Below are 23,603 nucleotides of genomic sequence, written 5' to 3'. Positions count from 1 at the left end.
ACATTTAAATATGAAAAATTTAGGACTTTATTATTTAGCAATAATTTTACCTATTGTATTAATTATAGGTTTAGTAAAATATCAAGTCATTTCCAGTTTCCAATTTACAATGGCTTTAGGTATTTATGTATTTGTTTATAGGACATTTACAGATGGTTATCGTTTAGTTTTAAAAAAAACAATAGCGAAAAAAGATATATGGAAACTCCTTGTTCCTGGTACACGTTTTGAATATTTTAAAGTATTATATTTAAAATAATCAGTTTCAATTTTTACTAAAAGTTATAAATGAATTTATCAAAACAACAATTTTTACTACTTCTTATTACAATATGTAGTTTCCAGTTTAGCGTCTCGCAATCAGACTTTATTCCTCCAGGAACTTTAAAAATTAATGATAGTTTGTATATAGATAAGTCGCCTGTTACAAATATCATGTATCAGGAATTAGTCAACACTTTAAAAGAAAATACAGAAGAATCTCCTATGACATTAGTTTTTTCTGAAGGAATAAATAAGAATGGTAACTGGATTAATCAGTATAGCAAAAATCCGAAATATCAATTTTTTCCAATGCTTCATATTACAAGAGAACAGGCAGAATATTACTGTAAATGGCGTTCAGAAAAGGTTCAATTTTTATGGGATATAAAATTCCTAGATAACCATAAAATAGTTCTTTATAGATTGCCAACCGCTAAAGAATATGAAAAGGCAGAAGTATATTTTAAAGCTACAAAGCGGTTTAAAAATTTTGAAGCAGATAATCCATTAGAATTAAAAATAAAGAAACATCCTAAAAAGAATTATGTTAGCTATAATATTTCGGAAATTACTGGTGATGATCAATATTTTGGTGAGAATTGGAAATCTGAAACTCAAATTATATTACCAAATACCTACACAGGTTTTCGCTGCATCTGTGAAGTGAAAACGAAGTAATGCTTTTGGATGCACTTTGTTTGTATCAGACCTAAAATCAGTTCACCTGTCTGTCGAATGGAAAGAGTGAAATGGCTTATTTCAACTATTTTGTATCAAGAATATTAAAAAAGCCTCTAACTTAAGTTGGATGAAATAAGGTTTAGAATTTAATCTAATTATTCCATCTCGTAAAATACATTTTTTTAGTAATAATTTGTTGATTATTATATACTTCATCTATATCATCATCAACCCATATTAGTAAATTGTCATTATTTTCAGAACCATAATATGTATAATTCTTATCAAAAATTTTAAACAACTCATATTGGTTTTCACTATAATTACCAACCTCGTTCCGATATGTGATATCAAAAATACCATTACCAAGCTCATAGATGGAATAATGAGAATCAATTCCATCACCGATACAAACACCATTACCGTCGTCTATTTTAGAGATTATTGAAGCAATAAAATTCGTACCCAAATAAAATGATGATGCTTTTTTGCATGGACTTGGCGAAAACGCTACTAAAGTGCCATCTTCTAAAATAAATTCTTCTTTATTGTAATACCATCTTACTGCTGCAATATCCTCATATCTTACAACACCTGTTGGGTTCCATGGATTAACATTAGTATTTTCTTCCAAAGAATCATTGTTACTCGAACATGAAAATAATACGAACGTTAAAAATAAAATAATGACATTTTTCATTTTACTGTATTTAAAAAAAATAAAAAAAAAGAGTCACTTAATTAAGTGACTCTTTTTAGAGGTGTCGAGCGGATTCGAACCGCTGTAGATGGTGTTGCAGACCACTGCCTAGCCACTCGGCCACGACACCTAATATACTTTCGTATAAAGATATCCCAAATTTTATAATAGGATGGCAAATGTAAAAAAAATATAACTTTTTCGCTACTTACTTTTGCTTTTTTCGCTTGTCACTCATTTTTATGGTAACCATTTCTACATCGCCTCCTATAGGTGGGTTAATTTTACTGACCCAAACCGTGGCTTTGCTAACCATAGTATCTTCTTTAAAAATACGGTTTAAAATACGTTTAGCAACCGTTTCTAACAAATAGGAAGGCTGTGCCATTTCTTCACGAATCACCTTATTTAAAAATACATAGTCAACCGTATCTTGAAGTAAATCGGTTTTAGCTGATGTTTGTAAATTCGCTTTTATTTCTAAATCTACGCGGTAATCACTACCAATTTTGGTTTCTTCTTTTAAGCAACCATGATTGGCAAATACCCGAATATTTTCAACTTTAATTCTTCCCATAAAGCAAAAATACTATTCAGAACGTGACTTCAAGAAAAATTCAGAAAGAATTTATTAATTCGTAAAAAAATCAAAAATATTACTAATGCTACTAGTTTTCGATTTATAAAATTCGGTATACGTACATTTTTCACAGGTTACAGAGGTGAATTTTTTGTTCTGGATATTAAAAAGCTTGGTAAATAGTCCGCCTGTTGCCTGCATTTGATCCATACTGTAAGTTCGATTATGGCATTTTGGACATTCGTAATTTCTATGTTGCATGGTTAGAGATTTAATTATAGGTATGAAAAATCATTCAAATGTTACAATTAGTCTAAAATTACCTAATTTTGTGCTTCATATTTCGAATAGAGTATAACGTATGTCTGAAGAAACAAAATCACTCAATTTTATTGAGCATATTATAGAAGAAGATTTAAGGAATGGATTGGAAAAAGAAGCACTTCGCTTTCGTTTTCCACCTGAACCAAATGGTTATTTACATATTGGTCATACCAAAGCTATTGGAATTAGTTTTGGCTTGGGTGAAAAATATCAAGCACCTGTAAACTTACGTTTTGATGATACGAATCCAGCTAAAGAGGAGCAAGAATATGTTGACGCTATTAAACGGGACATTTCTTGGTTAGGATATCAATGGGCTAATGAATTGTATTCATCTGATTATTTTCAGCAATTATACGATTGGGCAATAGCATTAATTAAAGAAGGTAAAGCTTATGTAGATTCGCAATCCAGCGAAGCTATGGCTGAACAAAAAGGAACGCCAACGCAACCAGGTGTTGATGGTCCTTATCGTAATCGAAGCATTGAAGAAAACCTAGACTTATTCCAACGTATGAAAGCTGGTGAGTTTCCTGAAGGATCTCATGTATTACGTGCCAAAATTGATATGCAACATCCTAATATGTTGATGCGTGATCCATTAATGTACCGTATTTTAAAGAAAGCCCACCACAGAACTGGAAATGATTGGTGTATTTACCCAATGTACGACTGGACCCATGGTGAAAGTGATTATATCGAGCAAATTTCACATTCTTTATGTTCACTTGAATTTAAGCCGCATAGAGAGCTTTACGACTGGTTTAAAGAGCAAGTATATAAATACCAGCCAAACGCCTTACCAATGCTTCCTAAACAGCGAGAATTTGCACGTTTGAATTTAAGTTATACTATTATGAGTAAGCGTAAATTGCTCAAATTAGTTGAGGAAGGTATTGTTACAGGCTGGGATGATCCACGAATGCCAACCATATCAGGTTTGCGTCGTCGTGGTTACACACCAGATTCTATCAGACAGTTTATAGATAAAGTAGGTGTAGCCAAACGTGATAATGTGATTGATGTGTCGCTTTTAGAATTCTGTATACGTGAGGATTTAAATAAAACAGCACCTCGAGTGATGGCTGTTTTAGACCCTGTTAAATTAGTCATTACCAATTATCCAGAAGGAAAAGAGGAGTGGTTGGAAGCTGAAAATAACCAAGAAGATGAATCGGCAGGTTATAGAAAAGTACCTTTTTCACGGGAGTTATATATTGAAAAAGACGACTTTAAAGAAGAAGCAAACAGTAAATTTTTCCGATTAAAAATAGGAGGTGAAGTTCGTTTAAAAAATGCTTACATCATCAAAGCCGAACGAGTGGTAAAAGATGCTAACGGAACTGTTACAGAAATTCATGCTACCTATTCGGAAGATACCGAAAGGAAAGTAAAAGGAACTTTGCATTGGGTGTCCATAAAACATGCAATTAAAGCGGAAGTTCGCGAGTACGATAGACTGTTTTTAGATGAAGCTCCCGATAGTCATGCTGATAAAGATTTTATGGAATTTATAAATCCAGAATCTTTAAAAGTTATTGATGCTTTTGTGGAACCTAGTTTAATTGAAGCAAAAGTAGGAGAGCGGTTCCAATTTCAACGCTTGGGTTATTTTAATGTAGATGATGACAGTACCTCTGAAAAATTAGTATTCAATAAAACCGTTGGACTGCGAGATACTTGGGCAAAACAAGCTCCTAAAAATAATGAAAATCAGCCAGCAAAAAAACAGCAACAACAGTCTAATAGACCAGCTATTGAGCAGATTAAATCATATGGTAAAAAGTATGATAGAATGACAGATGACGAACGCGAAAAAGCAAAATCTGAAATTCAAGAATTGGCTCAAAATGTAACCTATAGTGATGTGGAACCCTTGTTTGGAACCTCTGCAAAAAAGGTAGGCACGCGAATTATTACCATGATAACCTTAGGTGTTTTATTAAATAATGGATTGGAGCGAAATTCTGAAATTAATGATTTTATTGCTAAAGGATTAACCGATAAGAACGACTTATTGGTAGCGGAAGCAAACGCGTTATAAGTAAAAAACTGTTTTAAAATAAAACCTTGAAGCATGAATTGTTTCAAGGTTTTTTTTACGATTTTTTGTTGCGTAAAAAATATAAATCAGAATTTTATCTATCTTTAAAACACTAATTTTTAAATAACTAACTATGGATATTAATTTTATAGCCATTTTAGTGGCTGCTTTAGTACCACTAATGGTAGGATTCATCTGGTATAACCCTAAAACATTTGGAAATGTTTGGATGCGAGAATCAGGACTAACTGCCGAATCCTTAAAGGGTGGAAATATGGCTATTATTTTTGGTCTAACATTCGTTTTTTCATTTTTAATTGCCTTTGTTTTACAGTTTTTAACCATTCATCAAACAGGAGCTTTAGGTATGATTGGTGGAGATGTTACACAAGCGTTGCCTTCATACACAGCTTTTATGGAAGACTATGGAATGGCATTTAGAACCTTTAAACACGGTACTTTACATGGTTTTATGACTGGTGTGTTATTCGTTTTTCCTATCATGGCCATCAATGCCTTATTTGAGCGTAAAAGCTGGAAGTATATTTTCATTAACAGTGGCTATTGGCTTATTTGTACAACCCTTATGGGAGGCATTGTTTGTGGTTGGATTTAATTTGTAATGATTATAAAATTTTAAAGACTGATTGTTGCAATCAGTCTTTTTTCATGATACTTTGATAGAAACAAAACTATTTACTTCATCACAAAACTTACCACGAGATTGGGATGCTTTGGTTGCACATGATATTTTTCTACAAACAGCTTATTTAAAGGCTTTGGAAGAAGCTGCTCCTAATAACATTACGCTATATTATTACGGTTTTTATAAAGAACAAGAATTAGTAGGCATGGCTGTTATGCAACGGGTTAAATTGTACTTAAATGATATGTTTAGAAATGAAGACGACTCTTGTTTTAAAGAGCGTTTTAAAAATCAAGTAGCAAAAATTTTAAAGGGCAATATTTTAGTGGTTGGAAATTTAACGCATACTGGTCAGCATGGAATGTTTTTCAAGTCTGATATTTTGACTAATGAGGAATTCATGCATTCGTTATTAAGAGCTGTTGACGAATTAAAACATGAAATTAAAACCGTTTATAAGAAAACCATTCGTGCTATATTGTTAAAGGATTATTTTACAACAGATAGTATTCATGAAACTAAAAATAACCTCATTCAAATGGGTTTTCATCATGTAAGTGTTCAACCTAATATGATCATGACCATTCCTGAAAAATGGACAAATTTTAATGATTATGTTGCCGATTTGCATAAAAAATATCGTGATCGTTTTAAATCAGCCAGAAAGAAATCGAACACTATTGTAAGCAGGGAATTGGATGAAACGGCTGTTTTTGAATTGTCAGAAACACTTTATAAGTTGTATAAAAACGTATCTAACAACGCCAAAATAAACTCCTTTATCTTACCAGAAAATCATTTTTATACGTTTAAAAAACAATTGGGTAACAACTTTAAAGTATTTGCTTATTACCTTCAGGATGAATTGGTTGGTTTTTACACATTAATTTTAAATAACAATGAAGTAGAAACCTATTTTTTGGGTTACCATTCGGCCTATCAATATAAATATCAGCTGTATTTAAATATGTTGTATGATATGGCAGAATTTGGCATTAATTATCAATATAATTCTATTGTTTATGCACGGACTGCCATGGAAATAAAGAGTTCTGTAGGTGCTAAACCAGAAAAGATGGTCATGTACTTAAAGCATACCAACTGGTTTTTAAATATGATTTTAAAATTCATATTTAAGTTAATGAATCCTTCAAAAAAATGGCAGGAACGGCATCCTTTTAAATCGAATTAACAAATAGCTAACAGATTTTCTTTTTTAGTCCCTGTAATTTTTAATATCTTATATCATCTTAATATTAAAAATATGAAAAACGCAAAAGATCTTCTTACTGAAATTTCAACTGTTACACGTGATATTGAAACAAATTATCCAGAGGTGTATGAGCATTTAGATGAAATTCCAATGACTATTCCAGATCAACAAAACCCAGATATAGACGTTAAGGATTTAGAAAATTATTTAGAAAGTCTCAAAGATATTATCAAAAAATATAAAGAGGAACATTAAGCCGATTGAATTTTTTAATTCTGAAGTTTTCAATCTGAAGTTTTAATAGCTATATGTTCCTCCTATAAAAGAATTTCAATTTTTGAAGACCTTATTCTTTATCTTTTTTATTGTTTTTCATGGCTTCGCCAATTTGATTACTAGCCGTAAAACTCGCTACCATATCATTCAGCATTTGGCTACCAGCTTGTGGTGAATTTGGAAGTAAAATTAAATTACTATTGGTTTCACTACCTATAGCTTGTAAAGTATCATAATGTTGAGTTACCACAATTAAAGCCGATGCTTCTTGACTGTTAATACCAACACGGTTTAATACATCAACAGATTCTTCTAAACCACGTGCAATTTCCCGACGCTGGTCTGCAATACCTTGACCTTGTAACCGTTTGCTTTCGGCTTCAGCTTTGGCTTTTTCTACAATTAAAATACGTTGTGCATCACCTTCATATTGGGCAGCTGTTTTTTCTCTATCTGCCGCATTAATACGGTTCATAGCTATTTTTACTTGCGCATCAGGATCTATATCTGTCACTAACGTTCTAATAATATCAAAACCATAATCCATCATGGCATCATTTAATTCAGCTTTTACAGCTAATGCAATGTCATCCTTTTTTACAAAAACGTCATCTAATTTCATTTTAGGAACTTCTGCACGTACCACATCAAATACATAGCTTGTTATTTGTTCATGCGGATAATCTAACTTATAAAACGCATCATAAACCTTTTCGGTAATTACTTTATATTGAACAGATACTTTAAGTTTAACAAACACATCATCCAAAGTTTTGGTTTCAATAATAACATCCAATTGTTGAATTTTTAAGCTTAACCTACCCGCAATACGATCCACTAAAGGTATTTTCATTTTTAAACCAGAATGCCGGATGCTTTCAAATTTTCCAAAGCGTTCTATAATGGCAGCCGTTTGTTGTTTAACCATAAAAAATGAAGAAAATAGAATAAAAAGGCCAAGTAGTATAAAGGGTACAAATAATATCATAAGGTGATTTTTAAAGGTTAAAAAAATGTGTTACTAATTTAAGGTTTATTTCTCTGGTGTACGCTGATTTGGAAAATAAATCTGTTGCTAGCTATTTTTTTCATAGGTTTGTTACAAACAGACACGTACATCATGATAAACAAAAAGTCAGGTATTCTATTAGTCGCCATTTGTATCAGTTTTGTTACATTGGGTTTTGCGCAACCTAAAAACTATAAAATTGTTAATGGTATTGGTATTTATGGAGGGATTACCCAATATGATATTTTAACTGATAATTTTTCAACTAAACAAGGTAACGGTTGGATGGCTGGTGCATCTGCAACGGTCGATTTACCTCATAAATGGTATAATATGAGTTACACCATTCAGTTAGCTGAAAACCATTTAGGTATTGCTGCAAGACCTATTTTACTCTCCAATCAAGAATTTATTGATTATAAAGTTTTTACCGCTCAAATTGCTTTATTAATGCATGTAAAAGTTATTGGAAGCTTTTTAACTATTGATGTGGGTCCTATGTTACAATATAATGGGGAACTGGAATTAGACGATCAAAATCAAGAAAATTATTTGATAGCCAATTATACCAATTTACTAGCTAAAGATCTGAAAGAAATCAGCCGTTTTAATGTGGATGGTGCTATTGGATTATCAGCAGGTTTTAGCCATTTCAGACTCAAAGCCCAATATATTTACGGATTTCTAAACACCTTGGATAAATTAAATGATAACAATTTAGACCAAACAGGAAACCCAAATAAAGTTAAAGGAAACCAATCTATGTTGGCGTTTACGGCTATGATTTCGTTTTAGAAGAAGTTTAATAAAAAAAAGTCATTTCAGAATGAAAGGAAATCTAATGTAGAAACCCTTATCATTTTGAAGTGACATTTTATAATTATTAAGAAAACGTATTCACCAAATTCTCAATACGACGTTTGGTTTCATCTTTTCCTATTAAGTACATAATATCAAATACGTCTGGTCCTTGTAAAGCACCAACTAATGCGAGTCGTAAAGGCATCATGACTTTTCCAAAACCTATGTCGTTTTTAGTAATCCAACCTTTTAGTTCGGTTTGAAGGTTTTCAACCGTATAATCGTTTACAGAATCTATAACTGTAACCACTTGTGTCATAATTTCTGGAGAATCGTCTTTCCAAGCTTTTTTAACCGCTTTTTCGTCTAAATCGGTTGGTGTTTGAAAGAAAAAGTGACTTAATGCCCAAAAATCGGATACAAAGGTTGCGCGTTCTTTAATAAGGGCTACAACCAGTTCTACGTAATTCACATCAATTTCGGCTAATTCTGGTTGAATTTGCTTAAATGTTTCGGCTAAATCGTCATTATATTGTTCTTGCATATAATGGTGGTTAAACCATTTGGTTTTGTCTGGATCAAAACGAGCACCTGCTTTATTCACACGTTCTAAATCGAAGGCCGAAATCAGTTCGTCCATGCTAAAAATTTCCTGTTCTGTTCCTGGATTCCAACCTAAAAAGGCTAGGAAATTCACAACTGCTTCTGGAAAATAACCATCTTCTCGGTAACCACGAGATATATCACCCGTTTGGTGATCTTTATAAGCTAATGGAAATACTGGAAAACCGAGTTTATCGCCATCACGCTTGCTTAACTTTCCTTTTCCTGTTGGTTTTAAAATCAATGGTAAATGTGCAAATTCAGGCTTTTCCCAACCAAATGCATCGTATAATTGGTAATGCAATGCCAAAGATGGTAACCATTCTTCACCACGAATAACATGGGAAATTTCCATTAAATGGTCGTCTACAATATTCGCTAAATGATAGGTTGGTAACCCATCACTTTTAAACAATACTTTATCGTCTAAAATATTGGTATCTATGGTCATATTGCCACGGATTATATCTGTTAAATGTAGCGTTTCATCTTGAGGAGATAAAAAACGAATTACATAATCATCACCAGCATCTAATTTCGCTTGCGTTTCTTCAGCAGAAAGGACCAACGAGTTCACCAAACGGCCTTTTTCACGATTATGCCAATTGTAAATAAAAGTTTTCCCTTGGGCTTCATGGTCTTTTCTATGTGCATCTAAATCGTCAGCTGTGTCAAATGCATAATAGGCTTTACCATTGGCAATTAGCTGATCTGCATATTTTTTGTAAATATGTTTGCGCTCACTTTGTCTATAAGGACCAAATTTTTCATTGGTATTTACACCTTCGTCAACCCTAATACCACACCATTTTAAAGATTCTTCAATATAATTTTCAGCACCTTCTACAAAACGATTTTGATCCGTATCTTCAATACGAAGTATAAAGGTTCCGTTGTGTTTTTTAGCAAATAAATAGTTGAAAAGTGCTGTGCGAACACCACCTATATGTAACGGTCCTGTTGGACTTGGTGCAAAGCGCACGCGAACGGGTTTTGACATGTTTTTTGTTTTGATAGCGCAAAGATAGAATAGCAATTAACAAACCACAAAGAAAATAGCATAAAGCGCAGGATTTTCACCCTTATTATAATAGATTATTCTTTTAGTTTAAAGAAACCATCTCACTTGGAACCCGTTTATTCATAATTTTAAACCAAATAGGTGGCATTAATGCTAATACCATAGATGTTGGGTAACCATAAGGCATTTGCGGACTCACCTTATGATATTCTAATATCTGATATTTTTTATTGGATTTAAAATGATGATCGCTATGTCTGGTCAGCTCATACAAAACCATGCGGCCAACTACATGATTGGAATTCCAAGAGTGGTTTTCCTTTACACGTTCATATCGCCCTGAATCTGTTTTACTTCGCAACAAACCATAGTGTTCAATATAATTAACGGTTTCAAGCAACAAAAAGCCAACCACAGCAGCACCCAATGCAAAAAGGAAGCCTATTAAACCAAAAACCAATAATACGGTTAGTAAATAACCGAGTTGTAAAATAACGTACCAAAACATATCGTTATTGAAACTTAAAAACGACTGATTGTTTCGTGATAATAAGTTTTTCTGAATTTTCCATGCACCTACATATTGCCGTGTGGTTGAGGTAAACCAAAAGCCATAAACCGTTTGATTGTATCTAGCTGTTGCTGGATCTTCTTTAGTAGCTGCATGTAAATGATGTCCAAAATTATGCTCAATGTAAAAGTGCATGTATAATGAAGGTAGAAGTAAGGCTTTACCAATAAAACGTTCGTTAGTGGTTTGTCTGTGACCTAATTCATGCGCCACATTAATACCGTTACTGCCTAAAACCATGCCAACACTCAACATGATACCAATAAACTCGTAAGTTTCTAGCGTGTTTTGACTAACAATAATAAGTGATGCAATGAGTAAACCGTAAACAATGGGTAAATTTAAATACAGCAACCAATCGAATAGGCGATTCACTTTTTTTTCTGAAATGGTTTCTTCAGAATAATTTGTGGTATCAACAGGTAACAGCATTTCTAAAATTGGAATAACTACAAACGCGAAAATAGGCGTAAAATAACTCCAATATCCCTGAAAATACAAGGCAATAAGTGCTGACAATGGAATGGTAAATGCTACTAAATATTTTAAATCCTTCATAGAAACACGCATTTTCCACCTAAATTAACACAATGTTATCAATTATAGATAATTCAACGACCAAAAAAAATTGTAGTTTAGTAAGTTGAATAGAAAACATCCTTAAAACGTGACGCATTTTAATATCATACTGCAGAAATTAGAAGCTTTTGTAAGGCGTTATTACACCAATGAACTCATAAAAGGTAGCATATTATTTTTTGCTATTGGGTTTTTATATTTTCTATTAACACTTTTTATAGAATATGTTTTCTGGCTGAATACAACGTCCAGGACTATTTTATTTTGGGTGTTTATTGCCGTTGAAATTGGTCTATTTATTAAATTTATTGCAATTCCATTAGCACAATTATTCAAACTTAAAAAGGGGATTGATTATGTTCAAGCTTCCAAAATTATTGGAACCCACTTTCCTGAAGTAAATGATAAATTACTGAATGTTTTACAACTAAAGGAGCAAGGAGCTGAATCAGAATTATTATTGGCAAGTATCAACCAAAAATCTGAAGAGTTACAACCCATTCCGTTTAAATTAGCTATCAATTTCAAACAGAATTTTCGTTACGTTAAATACGCAGCCATTCCTATTGTTATCATAGCCTTATCAGTTTTATCGGGACAAATTAGTTGGTTTAGCGATAGCTATAATCGGGTTGTAAACCATAATACAGCCTACGAACCACCAGCACCTTTCCAGTTTTTTGTGGTAAATGAAAATTTAACAGCAACAGAAAATACAGACTTTACTCTACAGGTGAAAACTGTTGGAGAAGTAATTCCAGAAAACGCTAAAATTACCTATAATAACGAAACTTATTTTCTGCAACAAAAAGGTGCTGGCAATTTTGAGTTTGTGTTTAATCGGTTGAAAAATGATGTAGAATTTCAGCTTATTGCCAATTCGGTAACGTCAAAATCGTATAAGCTTAAAGTTTCTGAAGTCCCATCAATTCTAGGGTTCGAGATGGTTTTAGATTATCCAGCATACATTAATAAAGCAGATGAAGTATTAACAGGAACTGGTAATGCGGTAATTCCTCAAGGCACTAAAGTTTCGTGGAACTTGCAAACAAAAGCTACTGAAAATGTCCGACTATATGCAGAAGATACCATACAGTTTGCTACGGATAACAAAAGTGATTTTAACCTAACTAAAACCGTTTTTAAGACTTTTGATTATAGCATTTCTACCAGCAATAATTCTTTAAAAGATTATGAGCGATTGGCATTTTCCATAGATGTTATAAAAGATGATTATCCTGAACTTCGCGTAAAAATGGAGATTGATAGCATAAATCAACAAAGCATGTATTTCTATGGCCAAGCAACGGATGATTATGGTTTGCGCAAATTACAATTGGTTTACTATCCTTCAGCAGAAGAAAGCCAAAAAAAAGTGGAACCTATTCCAATTTCTAATGGGAATATTGGCGAGTTTATAACGGCTTTTCCTAACAATTTGGAGCTTACAGAAGGGGTAAGTTATGATTTGTATTTTCAAGTCTTTGATAACGATGTTATTAACAATTTTAAGAGTACAAAAAGCAAGACCTTTAGTTATAGGAAATTAACACAATCGGAAACTGAAGACAAACAATTACAACAACAGAATGAAACGATTAAGGATTTAAATAAATCTTTAGAAAAAATGATTGAGCGTGAAAAAGAGCTTGAAGAATTTTCTAAAACACAAAAAGAAAAGTCCGAATTGAATTTTAATGATAAAAAGAAATTTGAAAACTTTTTAAAGCGTCAGAAGCAGCAGGAAGAGATGATGAAAAATTTCAATAAGAAATTAGAAGAAAATTTAAAGGAATTTCAAAAAGAAAATAAAGAAGAAGATACTTTTAAAGAAGATTTAAAGGAGCGTTTAAAAGAAAATGAAGAACAGCTTAAAAAGGATGAGAAACTTTTGGAAGAGCTCGAGAAATTGCAAGAGAAAATTAATAAAGAAGAATTAAGCGAAAAACTTGAAGAATTAGCCAAGCAGAATAAAAATCAGAAACGGAGTTTAGAGCAGTTACTGGAATTAACAAAGCGTTATTACGTAGCTAAAAAATTAGAAAAACTACAACAAGATCTTGAAAAACTAGCTGAAGAACAGGAAAAATTAGCTGAAGAAACCAAGGATAAGAACACCAAAGAGGCCCAAGATGCGTTAAATGAAAAGTTTGAAGAATTTCAGAAGGCTTTAGATGACTTGCAAAAAGATAATCAGGACTTAAAGCAACCTATGGATGTACCTAATGATGACAAGCAAGAAGAAGCTATTAAAAAAGATCAACAAGAAGCTTCTGATGAATTAGGTGAAAAAGAAGAAAACGAAGAACAAAACCAAGAAGAAAACGCTAAAAAAAACCAGCAAAATGCCCAAAAAAAACAAAAGCAAGCTGCCCAGAAAATGAAACAAATGGGAGAGAAAATGAAAATGGCTATGCAATCGGGTGGTGGTGAACAGATGCAAGAAGATTTGGACATGTTGCGCCAAATTTTGGATAACCTTATCTTATTTTCATTCGATCAGGAAAATTTAATGAATCGTTTTAAAAGCATTGAAATTAATCATAATAAATATGCAACATATCTACGAAAGCAAAACGACTTAAAAGAGCATTTTTCACATATAGATGATAGTTTATTTGCGTTGTCCTTAAGACAGCCAAAATTATCAGAATCAGTAAACAAAGAAATTTCAGAAGTGTTTTTTAATATTGATAAATCTTTGGAGCAGTTTTCAGAAAATAGATTATATCAAGGAATTGCCAACCAACAATACACCATTACTGCTGCTAATAATTTAGCTAATTTTTTAAGCGATATTATGAATCAGATGCAAATGCAGATGCAAGCCTCTGGAGCTGGAAGTGGCGGAAAACCTGAACAAGGTTTGCCAGATATTATAAAAAGTCAAGAAGAGCTAAATAAGGAAATGCAAGATGGTATGAAGAAAGGTGAGCAAGGCAAACCTAAAGATGAAGGCGAACAAGGCAAAGAGGATGGCGATAAACCAGGTGAAGAAGGTAAAAGTGGCCAAGAAGGTAAGTCTGGAAATGAAGGACAAAATGGTAACCAACAAGGCAACCAAACAGGAGAAGGTGAAGGTAGCGAAATTAGTAAAGGTGAATTGTTCAGAATCTATCAACGGCAACAGGAAATCCGTCAAGCCTTACAGGATAAACTGGCCAAAGAAGGAAAAAATGGTGTAGGTAATGCCATTTTAAAGCAAATGGAAGATGTAGAAATGGATTTGTTGAATAAAGGGCTTACCAATCAAACGCTTCAAAAAATGATGAATTTACAGCATCAATTAATGAAACTGGAAAACGCAACGTTGCAACAAGGTGAAGATACCAAACGGAAATCGGAGACGAATCGCGAAGATTTTCAGAATAATACCAATAATCAAATACCAACAGCCGAACAATATTTCAATACTACAGAGATTTTAAATCGTCAAAGTTTACCTTTGCAACCAATTTATAAAAAGAAAGTTCAAGCTTATTTTAAGAACGCCAATGATTAGTTTTAATTACGAAAATGATTTTGAAATAGAGAATATCCAATTACTTCAAACTTGGATAGAACGCGTCATTGTTTCTGAAGATTTTGAATTAGGGGAAATCAATTATATTTTTTGTGATGACGATTATTTACATCATTTAAATGTGGAATATTTGAATCATGACACGTTAACTGATGTGATTAGTTTTGATTATACGGTAGGAAATATCGTACAAGGAGATATTTATATTTCAACAGAACGTGTGGCTGATAATGCTCTAGATTTTAAAGTACCGTTTCGTGAGGAGTTACATCGCGTAATGGTTCATGGTGTTCTACATTATTGTGGCTATAAAGATAAATCGGAAACCGAATCTGAAGCCATGAGAAATATGGAAAATCACTATTTGAAACTACTCCAAGATATCTCATAATATATCGTATATTTGCAGACTTTTTATTTTGGAATTTCCAAGGGTGCCAAAGTAAAAGTGATAACTAAAACTCATTGTTCCACGTGGAACAATATAAATACTTAAAGACTGTAGACATGTTTAATGAAGTTTACGACGTAATAGTAGTAGGAGGTGGTCACGCAGGAAGCGAGGCTGCTGCTGCTGCTGCTAACATGGGAAGTAAAACACTTCTCATTACCATGAATTTGCAGAACATTGCACAAATGTCATGCAATCCTGCTATGGGTGGCATTGCTAAAGGGCAAATTGTTCGTGAAATCGACGCGCTTGGTGGTTATAGTGGTATTGTTAGTGATACATCTGCTATTCAATTTAAAATGCTTAACAAGTCTAAAGGACCTGCTATGTGGAGTCCTCGCGTTCAAAGTGATCGAATGCGTTTTGCAGAAGACTGGCGGAATATGTTAGAGCAAACAAAAAATTTAGATTTTTATCAAGAAATGGTTTCAGGCTTGGTTATTGAAAATCATAAAGTAGTTGGTGTAAAAACATCATTAGGTATTGAGATTCGTACCAAAAGTGTGGTCTTAACTAATGGTACGTTTTTAAATGGATTAATTCATATTGGTGATAAAAATTTTGGTGGTGGACGCGCTGGAGAAAGAGCTGCAACTGGAATTACAGAACAGCTTATTCAACTCGGTTTTGAATCTGGTAGAATGAAAACAGGTACACCTCCTCGAGTGGATGGACGCTCATTAGATTTTTCAAAAATGACAGAGCAACCTGGTGATGCAGTACCAGAAAAATTTTCTTATTTAGATGTTACAAAACCATTAACAAAACAACGGTCTTGTCATTTAACCTATACGAGTAACCAAGTACATGAATTGCTTCGTGAGGGCTTTGATAGATCGCCAATGTTTAATGGTCGTATTCAAAGTTTAGGACCTCGATATTGTCCGTCTATAGAAGATAAAATTAATCGGTTTGCTGATAAGGATAGGCATCAATTATTTGTAGAACCTGAAGGATGGGACACGGTTGAGTATTACGTAAATGGTTTCTCAACCTCCTTGCCGGAAGATGTCCAATTTAAAGCGCTTCGTTCGGTTGCTGGATTTGAAAATGTGAAATTTTTCCGGCCAGGATATGCTATTGAGTATGATTATTTTCCGCCAACACAATTACAACATACTTTAGAAACCAAGTTGGTTGAAGGTTTGTATTTTGCTGGGCAAATAAACGGAACTACGGGTTATGAAGAAGCGGCATCGCAAGGATTAATGGCTGGAATTAATGCAAGCTTAAAAGTGCAAGAACGAGACCCATTTATATTAACAAGAAGTGAGGCTTATATTGGTGTTTTAATCGATGATTTAATTACTAAAGGAACTGAAGAGCCTTATAGAATGTTTACTTCCCGTGCAGAATACAGAACGTTATTGCGTCAAGATAATGCTGATATTCGTTTAACACCTTTGTCCTATGATTTAGGTCTAGCATCTGAAAAGCGTTTAAAACGTATGGAAGAAAAGCATGAAAGAGCAGAGGCCTTTGTTGATTTTTTTAGAGAAACGAGCGTCAAACCAGAAGAAATTAATCCCATTTTAGAAGCAAATAATTCATCGTTAATGTCGCAGTCCGATAAGATGTTTAAAATCTTTTCAAGACCTAATATTTCTATTGAAGATATGCGAAAAGTTTCCAGTGTTGATGCTTATATTTTAGAGAACAGTTTGGATACAGAAGAGATAGAGCAAGCAGAAATTCAAGTGAAATATTCGGGATATATTAATAAGGAAAAGAATAATGCGGACAAGTTAACCAGGCTTGAGAATATTAAAATACCAAAGAATTTTGATTACTCACAATTACAATCTATGAGTACGGAAGCGCGAGAAAAATTGAATAAAATTCAACCCGTTACCATTTCTCAAGCGTCAAGAATAAGTGGTGTTTCACCAAGTGATATTTCGGTATTATTGGTTTATTTAGGACGATAAATTGCAGATGTTCCACGTGGAACGTTTCTTGAATTAGTTTCAAAATGAGATTTAAAAATTATGATAACGCCTTTAAATTCATATTGAGTTTTGGGATTATTTTCTCAATTATTTCAAGTTGTATTCCTGTAAAAAATGTTCAAGATATTAGTGGGTATCATATTATAAATGGTGATGAGAATGCTGTGGATGAATTTGGGAAACTCCATAAATTTACCTTCCAGATTTATAAAAATCCAGTTGTTTTTTCAAGGTATTTACGCTCTCGCTACTCCAGTGAAGAAGGATTTAATCCATATAGTTTTCGAGTTTCGGTAGAAGGTGTTTGGATAAATTTTAAGGTTTTAAACGGTAAAGATTCATCTAAATATATCGACTTTACTGATGTGATTTTTAATAAGGAAGATCCAGAAATTTACAACAAAGGAAAAGATAAATACTTTATTAGTCTTGTTGCTCAAACAGATTTGGGTGAAGACTGTTTAAAGGTAGACTCTTTTTACAGATATATTACGTCAAAATATTTGAATGATATCCGAATGGGTTTTAATACATATTAATAGTGCAAGCGAAAAAAAATAAATACGATTTTAAGGTTCAAGATTATTCTGTTTCAAAAGAAACATTTCAATTAGAAATGCATCCCGATTTTGAAATATTAGTTACAAGCCCACAACCTAATTCAGAGAAATTACCTGCTTATTATAAAAGTGAAGATTATATTTCGCACACAGATTCTAAACGAAACCTGTTTGAAAAAGTATATCATGCCATTCGTTCCATTGCTTTAAAACGTAAATTGAAATTAATTAATAGCTATAGCAACTCAAAAAAAACACTCTTAGATATTGGTTGCGGAACTGGTGATTTTTTACAAACCGCACAAAAAGACAATTGGATAATTTCTGGTATTGAACCTAATACGGAAGCGCGCAAAATAGCGAACCAAAAAACAAACCAATCAATCTATAATACCAATGCACTCCAAAATTTTAAAAGTGACAGTTTTGATGTAATAACACTTTGGCATGTATTGGAACACCTTCCAGATTTACAAGAACAAATCACGTTATATGAATCGTTATTAAAAGCTTCTGGGACATTAATTATTGCAGTTCCAAATTTTAAAAGTTATGATGCGGAATACTATCAAAACTTTTGGGCAGCTTATGATGTCCCAAGACACCTTTGGCATTTTTCAGAGAATGGTATGAAGCAGCTAATGGAAAAGCACGGTTTCAAAATTGTAGAAACTAGACCTATGATTTTTGATGCTTATTATGTTAGTTTACTTTCAGAAAAGTATAAAACGGGTAAAATGAATTTATTAAAAGCTATAGGAATAGGATTTAAATCAAATTGGTTAGCAAAGCGTTCGGGTGCGTATTCTTCGCTTATTTATATAATAAAAAAGATGTAAAACGTATTTTAAAGCGAAATAAGCCGCTTTTTAAGTCTTATCCATGATTTTATAGCGCAAAAAATAAAAAACTCTTAACGCGCTGTATTATGAGGTCATTTTTAATAAATTTTAATTATTGTATTTTAATATGCTATAAATACTGATTATACTTTAATTTTTTACCCTTTTTAAAAAACAATGTATTTACTTTACTACATTTGTGCCGATTTAAAAAAAATAAAAATCAGATCATGAAAAACATATTCGTAGTATTCGTATTATTTTTAACATTGATGTCTTGCAACACCGAAACGCAAAAAATAGGTTTTGTAAATAATAAAGACTTGGTAAATGATTATCAAGAAAAAATGGATATCGAAGCTAAATTTAAAACTAAAATTGAAGCTTTTGAAAAAAGAACCGATAGTATAGGTCAGGCATTTCAGCAAGAAGCCCAAGCATTTCAGTTAAAAGCTCAAAACATGAAGCAAGAACAAGCGCAAGCGGAATATCAAGCTTTGGGTCAGAAACAACAGATGTTGCAACAACGTATTCAGTTAGAAGAAAGTCAAATTCAAGAGGAAAGCCAACAAACTATTGATACTTTAATAAAAAAAGTGCGTGATTATGTAAAAGATTACGGAAAGAAAAACGGGTATACCTATATTTTGGGAAGCAATGAGGCAGGAAGTGTAATGTATGGAGATGAAAAAAACGACTTGACAAAAGAAATTTTAGACGCTTTAAATGCCGACTATAAGAAATCGGAATAAGCTTTACATAAAAAAATAAAGTTTATAAGCCAGTTATTTATTTAGCTGGCTTTTTTATGTAATAAACGGGTAAGTTTTATGGATAAATCAGTTAGTATAATTTTAGCGTTACCGTTGCGTTCAATATGATAAATGGCGTCTTGTATTTCATTGGAAATATCCAGAATATTATTACCATGGACAAAAGGAGCAAAATTCTCTAATTTAAAACCGTCTGTTTTAGGCTCTAAAAACACCAAATCTTGCGCACCATAATTTAGCAACATGGCCTGACGGAAAAAATTTAAACAAAATTGTAAAAATTGTTTTTGCGTTTCGCGCCCTGTTTTGGCAATATCTTCGCTCCACGAAATTAAATCATGAATAGCCGCTTTATTACCCTTGGCTTTAAAAGCACTACGAATCCAGAAAATAAACCAGGTTTCAAATTGCGTATCTTCGCTATCGTGGTAAACCAAATCACAAGCTTTATTATAATTTCCATGTGCTTGATGGGCTATTTTTGCCGCAATGCTGGCTTCAATTTGATAGCTATTTATTAAGCCTTCTGTAATAACATCTTCAGGTAGTGGTGGAAAATGTAACACTTGACATCGGGATCGGATAGTGCCAATTAGCTGTTCTTCATCTTCAACAATTAAAATAAAAATGGTTTTATTAGGAGGCTCTTCAATTAGTTTTAGCAATTTATTGGCAGCTTCGGTATTCATTTTTTCAGCCATCCAAATAATGGTAACTTTAAAGCCTCCTTCATAAGATTTTAGCGTTAAGTCTTTTACAATTTCATGAGCTTCATCAACACCTATACGCCCTTGCTTATTTTCAACACCTAATTTTTTATACCAGTCAAATAAATTACCGTACGGCTGTTGGGTTAATAATTCGCGCCATTCCTCTAAAAAATGACTAGAAATTGGATGTTTTTTAATTTTTTGATTTGCGGCTACTGGAAAGGCAAAATGTAAATCGGGATGACCAAAATTTTTAAACTTTAAATTACACGACTCATTACCTGTAGTGTTTTCGCTTTGCGTATTATTACAAAGTATGTATTGCGCATAAGCTATAGCCATGGGTAAGGTGCCTGAACCTTCAGGTCCTACAAACAATTGCGCATGCGGAATTCGGCCGTTATCAGCACTTTGTGTTAAATGATTTTTAATATGTTCCTGACCTAGAATTTCACTAAATAGCATATAGCAAACCTACATATTTTTTTTCATTTTTTAAGGAGCATATTTTAAAAGAAACGGCCTGTTGTTACTTTGATTACTATTAAAGTAAGTTTAAAAATTAAGCCAATATGGACTGAAAAATATATATTTGTGAATCTGTGATAATTAATCAAGTTTGAACCTAAAAATTTTTACCGTAATAGCAATATGAAAACAATAGACGATTTTAATTTTGAAAACAAAAAAGCGCTTGTTCGTGTCGATTTTAATGTGCCTTTAGATGAAAATTTACAAGTAGGTGATACCACTCGTATTCTTGCTGCAAAACCTACTATTATTAAAATTCTTGAAGATGGAGGAAGCTGCGTGCTAATGTCGCATTTAGGAAGACCGAAAGGAGTTGAAGATAAATTTTCTTTAAGTCACATTGCTGAAAAAGTAGAAGATATTTTAGGTGTTGAAGTGAAATTTGTTCCTAGTTGTGTAGGTGAAAAAGCCGAAAATGAGGTTAATAAATTAGAACCAGGGCAAATAATTTTATTAGAAAATTTGCGTTTTCACGAAGAAGAAACAGCTGGAAACGAGGCTTTTGCGAAACAATTAGCTAAATTAGGAGATATTTATGTAAATGATGCTTTTGGTACAGCTCATAGAGCACATGCATCTACAACTATTGTAGCACAATTTTTTCCTGAAAATAAGTGTTTTGGATATTTATTGGCTCAAGAAATTAAAAGTATAGAAAAGGTAATGAATACTGGTGAAAAGCCTGTATGTGCTATTTTAGGAGGTGCCAAGGTGTCAAGTAAGATTAGTATTATAGATAACATCTTGGATAAAATAGATCATTTAATTATTGGTGGTGGCATGACATTTACTTTTATAAAAGCGCAAGGTGGTAACATAGGAAACTCTTTAGTAGAAGATGACAAGTTGGAACTTGCAAATACTATATTAAAGAAAGCTAAAGAAAAAGAGGTTCAAGTACATTTACCGGTAGATGCTATAATTGCTGATGCTTTTGATAATAATGCGCATACCAATACCTGTGAGGTGAATAACATTCCAGAAGGTTGGATGGGATTAGATGTTGGCCCTGTTACAGAAGAAAAATTTGCACAAGTTATTAAAGAGTCCAAAACCATACTGTGGAATGGACCTCTAGGAGTTTTTGAAATGCCAAACTTTGCAAAAGGTACTATAGCACTGGGTTATGCCATAGCCGAGGCAACAAAAGCAGGCGCTTTCTCGTTAGTAGGAGGAGGCGATTCCGTAGCAGCCGTAAAACAATTTGGTTTTGAAGATCAGGTTAGTTATGTTAGTACAGGAGGTGGTGCTATGTTGGAAAGCCTGGAAGGGAAAACCCTTCCTGGAATTGCTGCTATTTTAGAATAGTCTATTGTTAGAAACCCCAAATTTTAAAAACCTAAATACGTGAATTTTATAACCAAACATACATTGTGCTTCAGCTTATTTACAGTAATTTTTACTGTAGGTATGACGCATGCGCAAGATTCTATTCCGAAAAAAGTTATTAAAACTCATATTCCGGAAGAACAATTAATTGCAGGCGAATCGTATGAGGTAGATACCATTATTGATGGTCAGAAGTTTTATAAGAAAGAGATAGAGATAGCACCCGATTCAGTAGATATGAAATCGCTTAAAGATCTAGATTTTACTGCTGAGCTAGATGAAAAATGGCGAGAAGAATTATACAGTAATGCTTTATATGATACGCTTTATAACGCTATTTCTGAATTAGATTATAAAGAAGTTTACTACCCTGATTTACCAACAGATACACTAAAAGCTAGGTTGGAGAAGCTAAATGCTAAAACACCATTTAATATTGCCTACAACCCGTCTTTAGAAAGTGTAATTAAATCTTTTTTAAAAAATAGACGTGGCTACTTTGAGCGTCTCATGGGATTGAGTTATTTTTATTTTCCGATGTTTGAGCAAGAGCTTGATGCACAAGATGTACCTTTGGAGGTTAAATATTTGGCCATTGTAGAATCGGCTTTAAAACCACGAGCTAGATCGCGTGTTGGCGCAACAGGTTTGTGGCAGTTTATGTTTGCAACAGGAAAAGAATACGGTTTAAACGTAAGTAGTTATGTTGATGAACGAAGCGATCCTATTAAATCTACTAAAGCCGCTGCTAAATATTTGGCTGCGTTATACTCTATGTTTGGCGACTGGGATTTAGCATTAGCCGCTTATAATTCTGGACCAGGAAATGTTTTAAAAGCCATAAGACGTTCTGGAGGATATGAAAATTATTGGAATATCCGTCATAATCTTCCACGTGAAACAGCTGGCTACCTGCCTGCTTTTTTGGCGACAATGTATATTTTTGAATATGCTGAAGAACATGGATTAATTGCTGAAAAACCAGCATTTCATCATTTTGAAACAGATACTATTCGGGTTAAGCAAATGATAACTTTAGATCAAGTTTCTGAAGCCACAGGTGTTCATATGGAAGAGTTACAGTTTTTAAACCCATCGTATAAACTAGATATTATACCATTTATTGCAGATGAAAATTATGCTTTGCGTTTACCACTAACAGCAGTTGGTACCTTTGTAACCAACGAAAGTACTATATATGCCGCAGCCAAAGCAGAATTTGATGAACGAGAGAAGCCATTACCACAGTTTTTTGAAAGTGAAAGTAAGGTTCGTTATCGGGTTAAATCTGGCGATTATTTAGGGTTAATAGCCAGGAAATATGGTGTTCGGGTTAGTCAAATAAAACAATGGAATGGTTTGCGAAGTAATAACTTACGTATTGGCCAACGTTTAACAATTTACCCAAGAAATCCTGTAGCAAAATCAAGTAGTGCAACCAGTTCACAATCAACGCCTAGCACCTATATTGTAAAGAGTGGAGATTCGCTTTGGAGTATTTCACAAAAATTTCCAGGTGTTTCTGTTCAAAATATTCGAGATTGGAACGATATTAGCGGTAATAATTTAAAACCTGGAATGAAATTAAAACTTTCCAAGGGTTAAATCACTTAAATTTTTTTA

Annotated in this window: 22 protein-coding genes and 1 tRNA gene; 15 read left to right on the top strand and 8 right to left on the bottom strand. The window is 33.1% G+C overall.

The features are described from left to right. Positions 1-10: 10 nt before the first annotated feature. Both BM239_RS03290 and BM239_RS03285 read left to right on the top strand, forming a co-directional pair. On the top strand, positions 11-259 hold the full coding sequence (locus tag BM239_RS03290; RefSeq protein ID WP_092206201.1) for a hypothetical protein: 249 nt from the start codon (positions 11-13) through the stop codon (positions 257-259). A gap of 29 nt (positions 260-288) precedes the next feature. Next, on the top strand, positions 289-942 hold the full coding sequence (locus tag BM239_RS03285; RefSeq protein ID WP_092206200.1) for an SUMF1/EgtB/PvdO family nonheme iron enzyme: 654 nt from the start codon (positions 289-291) through the stop codon (positions 940-942). A 154-nt stretch (positions 943-1,096) separates the two neighbouring features. On the opposite strand, the gene BM239_RS03280 is transcribed toward BM239_RS03285, so the two are convergent. From BM239_RS03280 to BM239_RS03265, 4 genes are all read right to left on the bottom strand, one after another. Next, positions 1,097-1,645, bottom strand: coding sequence for a hypothetical protein (locus BM239_RS03280; protein ID WP_092206199.1), 549 nt, complete (start codon positions 1,643-1,645; stop codon positions 1,097-1,099). Between the two features lie 59 nt (positions 1,646-1,704). Continuing rightward, positions 1,705-1,775: transfer RNA gene (locus tag BM239_RS03275), tRNA-Cys, on the bottom strand. Positions 1,776-1,853: 78 nt separating this feature from the next. Next, the gene (gene folB, locus BM239_RS03270; protein WP_092206198.1) at positions 1,854-2,222 is read right to left on the bottom strand and encodes a dihydroneopterin aldolase; all 369 of its coding nucleotides are present in this window, start codon (positions 2,220-2,222) and stop codon (positions 1,854-1,856) included. A gap of 54 nt (positions 2,223-2,276) precedes the next feature. After that, the gene (locus BM239_RS03265; protein WP_092206197.1) at positions 2,277-2,486 is read right to left on the bottom strand and encodes a zinc ribbon domain-containing protein; all 210 of its coding nucleotides are present in this window, start codon (positions 2,484-2,486) and stop codon (positions 2,277-2,279) included. 100 nt (positions 2,487-2,586) lie between these two features. On the opposite strand from BM239_RS03265, the gene BM239_RS03260 reads away from it, so the two are divergent. From BM239_RS03260 to BM239_RS03245, 4 genes are all read left to right on the top strand, one after another. Then, on the top strand, positions 2,587-4,593 hold the full coding sequence (locus tag BM239_RS03260) for a glutamine--tRNA ligase/YqeY domain fusion protein (RefSeq protein WP_092206196.1): 2,007 nt from the start codon (positions 2,587-2,589) through the stop codon (positions 4,591-4,593). 133 nt (positions 4,594-4,726) lie between these two features. Then, a complete protein-coding gene (locus tag BM239_RS03255) occupies positions 4,727-5,209 on the top strand; it encodes a DUF1761 domain-containing protein (protein ID WP_092206195.1) in 483 nt (160 codons plus the stop codon). Positions 5,210-5,270: 61 nt separating this feature from the next. After that, positions 5,271-6,431 (top strand): GNAT family N-acetyltransferase, encoded by a 1,161-nt coding sequence (locus tag BM239_RS03250; RefSeq protein WP_092206771.1) that lies wholly within the window; start codon positions 5,271-5,273, stop codon positions 6,429-6,431. A gap of 72 nt (positions 6,432-6,503) precedes the next feature. After that, entirely contained in the window at positions 6,504-6,707 is a 204-nt protein-coding gene (locus BM239_RS03245; protein ID WP_092206194.1) for a hypothetical protein, read from the top strand. A 91-nt stretch (positions 6,708-6,798) separates the two neighbouring features. Here BM239_RS03245 and BM239_RS03240 read toward each other — a convergent pair whose 3' ends face one another. Beyond that, positions 6,799-7,716: an SPFH domain-containing protein gene (locus BM239_RS03240; RefSeq protein WP_177208970.1), complete on the bottom strand. Its 918-nt coding sequence runs from the start codon at positions 7,714-7,716 to the stop codon at positions 6,799-6,801. 132 nt (positions 7,717-7,848) lie between these two features. Here BM239_RS03240 and BM239_RS03235 point away from each other — a divergent pair, with 132 nt between their 5' ends. Beyond that, a complete protein-coding gene (locus BM239_RS03235) occupies positions 7,849-8,532 on the top strand; it encodes a hypothetical protein (protein ID WP_177208969.1) in 684 nt (227 codons plus the stop codon). Positions 8,533-8,620: 88 nt separating this feature from the next. Here the strand turns inward: BM239_RS03235 and gltX are convergent, their stop codons facing one another. Next, positions 8,621-10,141, bottom strand: a complete 1,521-nt coding sequence (gene gltX / locus BM239_RS03230) for a glutamate--tRNA ligase (RefSeq protein WP_092206193.1) — start codon at positions 10,139-10,141, stop codon at positions 8,621-8,623. A 103-nt stretch (positions 10,142-10,244) separates the two neighbouring features. Next, positions 10,245-11,291, bottom strand: coding sequence for an alkane 1-monooxygenase (locus BM239_RS03225; protein WP_092206768.1), 1,047 nt, complete (start codon positions 11,289-11,291; stop codon positions 10,245-10,247). 109 nt (positions 11,292-11,400) lie between these two features. Between BM239_RS03225 and BM239_RS03220 the strand changes: the two genes are divergently transcribed. The 6 genes from BM239_RS03220 (at position 11,401) to BM239_RS03195 (ending at position 19,389) form a co-directional block, all read left to right on the top strand. Next, a complete protein-coding gene (locus tag BM239_RS03220; protein WP_092206192.1) occupies positions 11,401-14,814 on the top strand; it encodes a DUF4175 family protein in 3,414 nt (1,137 codons plus the stop codon). Continuing rightward, on the top strand, positions 14,807-15,226 hold the full coding sequence (gene ybeY, locus BM239_RS03215) for an rRNA maturation RNase YbeY (RefSeq protein WP_092206191.1): 420 nt from the start codon (positions 14,807-14,809) through the stop codon (positions 15,224-15,226). Before BM239_RS03220 ends, ybeY begins: the two co-directional genes overlap by 8 nt. A 116-nt stretch (positions 15,227-15,342) precedes the next feature. Further along, positions 15,343-17,214, top strand: coding sequence for a tRNA uridine-5-carboxymethylaminomethyl(34) synthesis enzyme MnmG (gene mnmG, locus BM239_RS03210; protein WP_092206190.1), 1,872 nt, complete (start codon positions 15,343-15,345; stop codon positions 17,212-17,214). 44 nt (positions 17,215-17,258) lie between these two features. Then, positions 17,259-17,774, top strand: a complete 516-nt coding sequence (locus BM239_RS03205; RefSeq protein ID WP_092206189.1) for a hypothetical protein — start codon at positions 17,259-17,261, stop codon at positions 17,772-17,774. A 2-nt stretch (positions 17,775-17,776) separates the two neighbouring features. Next, entirely contained in the window at positions 17,777-18,634 is an 858-nt protein-coding gene (locus BM239_RS03200; RefSeq protein ID WP_245758183.1) for a class I SAM-dependent methyltransferase, read from the top strand. A gap of 233 nt (positions 18,635-18,867) precedes the next feature. Continuing rightward, positions 18,868-19,389, top strand: coding sequence for an OmpH/Skp family outer membrane protein (locus BM239_RS03195; protein WP_092206188.1), 522 nt, complete (start codon positions 18,868-18,870; stop codon positions 19,387-19,389). Between the two features lie 41 nt (positions 19,390-19,430). On the opposite strand, the gene BM239_RS03190 is transcribed toward BM239_RS03195, so the two are convergent. Then, the gene (locus tag BM239_RS03190; RefSeq protein WP_092206187.1) at positions 19,431-20,585 is read right to left on the bottom strand and encodes a DNA polymerase III subunit; all 1,155 of its coding nucleotides are present in this window, start codon (positions 20,583-20,585) and stop codon (positions 19,431-19,433) included. A 186-nt stretch (positions 20,586-20,771) separates the two neighbouring features. Between BM239_RS03190 and BM239_RS03185 the strand changes: the two genes are divergently transcribed. Further along, a complete protein-coding gene (locus BM239_RS03185) occupies positions 20,772-21,959 on the top strand; it encodes a phosphoglycerate kinase (RefSeq protein WP_092206186.1) in 1,188 nt (395 codons plus the stop codon). Between the two features lie 102 nt (positions 21,960-22,061). Further along, complete coding sequence (locus BM239_RS03180) at positions 22,062-23,585, top strand: LysM peptidoglycan-binding domain-containing protein (protein ID WP_092206185.1); 1,524 nt, start codon at positions 22,062-22,064, stop codon at positions 23,583-23,585. Positions 23,586-23,603: the final 18 nt, after the last annotated feature.

The organism is Algorimicrobium echini, assembly GCF_900115185.1.
GTDB classification, from domain to species: Bacteria; Bacteroidota; Bacteroidia; order Flavobacteriales; family Flavobacteriaceae; genus Algorimicrobium; species Algorimicrobium echini.
Note: the sequence above shows the minus strand (reverse complement) of the source record. Positions and strands in the feature narration are given on the sequence as shown.

Bases quoted from the DNA above. Each gene is read 5' to 3' on its own strand.
- ybeY (WP_092206191.1), top strand. From the start codon at position 14,807: ATGATTAGTTTTAATTACGAAAATGATTTTGAAATAGAGAATATCCAA.
- BM239_RS03280 (WP_092206199.1), bottom strand. From the start codon at position 1,645: ATGAAAAATGTCATTATTTTATTTTTAACGTTCGTATTATTTTCATGT.
- mnmG (WP_092206190.1), top strand. From the start codon at position 15,343: ATGTTTAATGAAGTTTACGACGTAATAGTAGTAGGAGGTGGTCACGCA.
- gltX (WP_092206193.1), bottom strand. From the start codon at position 10,141: ATGTCAAAACCCGTTCGCGTGCGCTTTGCACCAAGTCCAACAGGACCG.
- BM239_RS03260 (WP_092206196.1), top strand. From the start codon at position 2,587: ATGTCTGAAGAAACAAAATCACTCAATTTTATTGAGCATATTATAGAA.
- BM239_RS03255 (WP_092206195.1), top strand. From the start codon at position 4,727: ATGGATATTAATTTTATAGCCATTTTAGTGGCTGCTTTAGTACCACTA.
- BM239_RS03235 (WP_177208969.1), top strand. From the start codon at position 7,849: ATGATAAACAAAAAGTCAGGTATTCTATTAGTCGCCATTTGTATCAGT.
- BM239_RS03245 (WP_092206194.1), top strand. From the start codon at position 6,504: ATGAAAAACGCAAAAGATCTTCTTACTGAAATTTCAACTGTTACACGT.
- BM239_RS03290 (WP_092206201.1), top strand. From the start codon at position 11: ATGAAAAATTTAGGACTTTATTATTTAGCAATAATTTTACCTATTGTA.
- BM239_RS03205 (WP_092206189.1), top strand. From the start codon at position 17,259: ATGAGATTTAAAAATTATGATAACGCCTTTAAATTCATATTGAGTTTT.
- BM239_RS03225 (WP_092206768.1), bottom strand. From the start codon at position 11,291: ATGAAGGATTTAAAATATTTAGTAGCATTTACCATTCCATTGTCAGCA.
- BM239_RS03285 (WP_092206200.1), top strand. From the start codon at position 289: ATGAATTTATCAAAACAACAATTTTTACTACTTCTTATTACAATATGT.
- BM239_RS03265 (WP_092206197.1), bottom strand. From the start codon at position 2,486: ATGCAACATAGAAATTACGAATGTCCAAAATGCCATAATCGAACTTAC.
- BM239_RS03195 (WP_092206188.1), top strand. From the start codon at position 18,868: ATGAAAAACATATTCGTAGTATTCGTATTATTTTTAACATTGATGTCT.
- BM239_RS03185 (WP_092206186.1), top strand. From the start codon at position 20,772: ATGAAAACAATAGACGATTTTAATTTTGAAAACAAAAAAGCGCTTGTT.
- BM239_RS03240 (WP_177208970.1), bottom strand. From the start codon at position 7,716: ATGATATTATTTGTACCCTTTATACTACTTGGCCTTTTTATTCTATTT.
- BM239_RS03190 (WP_092206187.1), bottom strand. From the start codon at position 20,585: ATGCTATTTAGTGAAATTCTAGGTCAGGAACATATTAAAAATCATTTA.
- BM239_RS03180 (WP_092206185.1), top strand. From the start codon at position 22,062: ATGACGCATGCGCAAGATTCTATTCCGAAAAAAGTTATTAAAACTCAT.
- folB (WP_092206198.1), bottom strand. From the start codon at position 2,222: ATGGGAAGAATTAAAGTTGAAAATATTCGGGTATTTGCCAATCATGGT.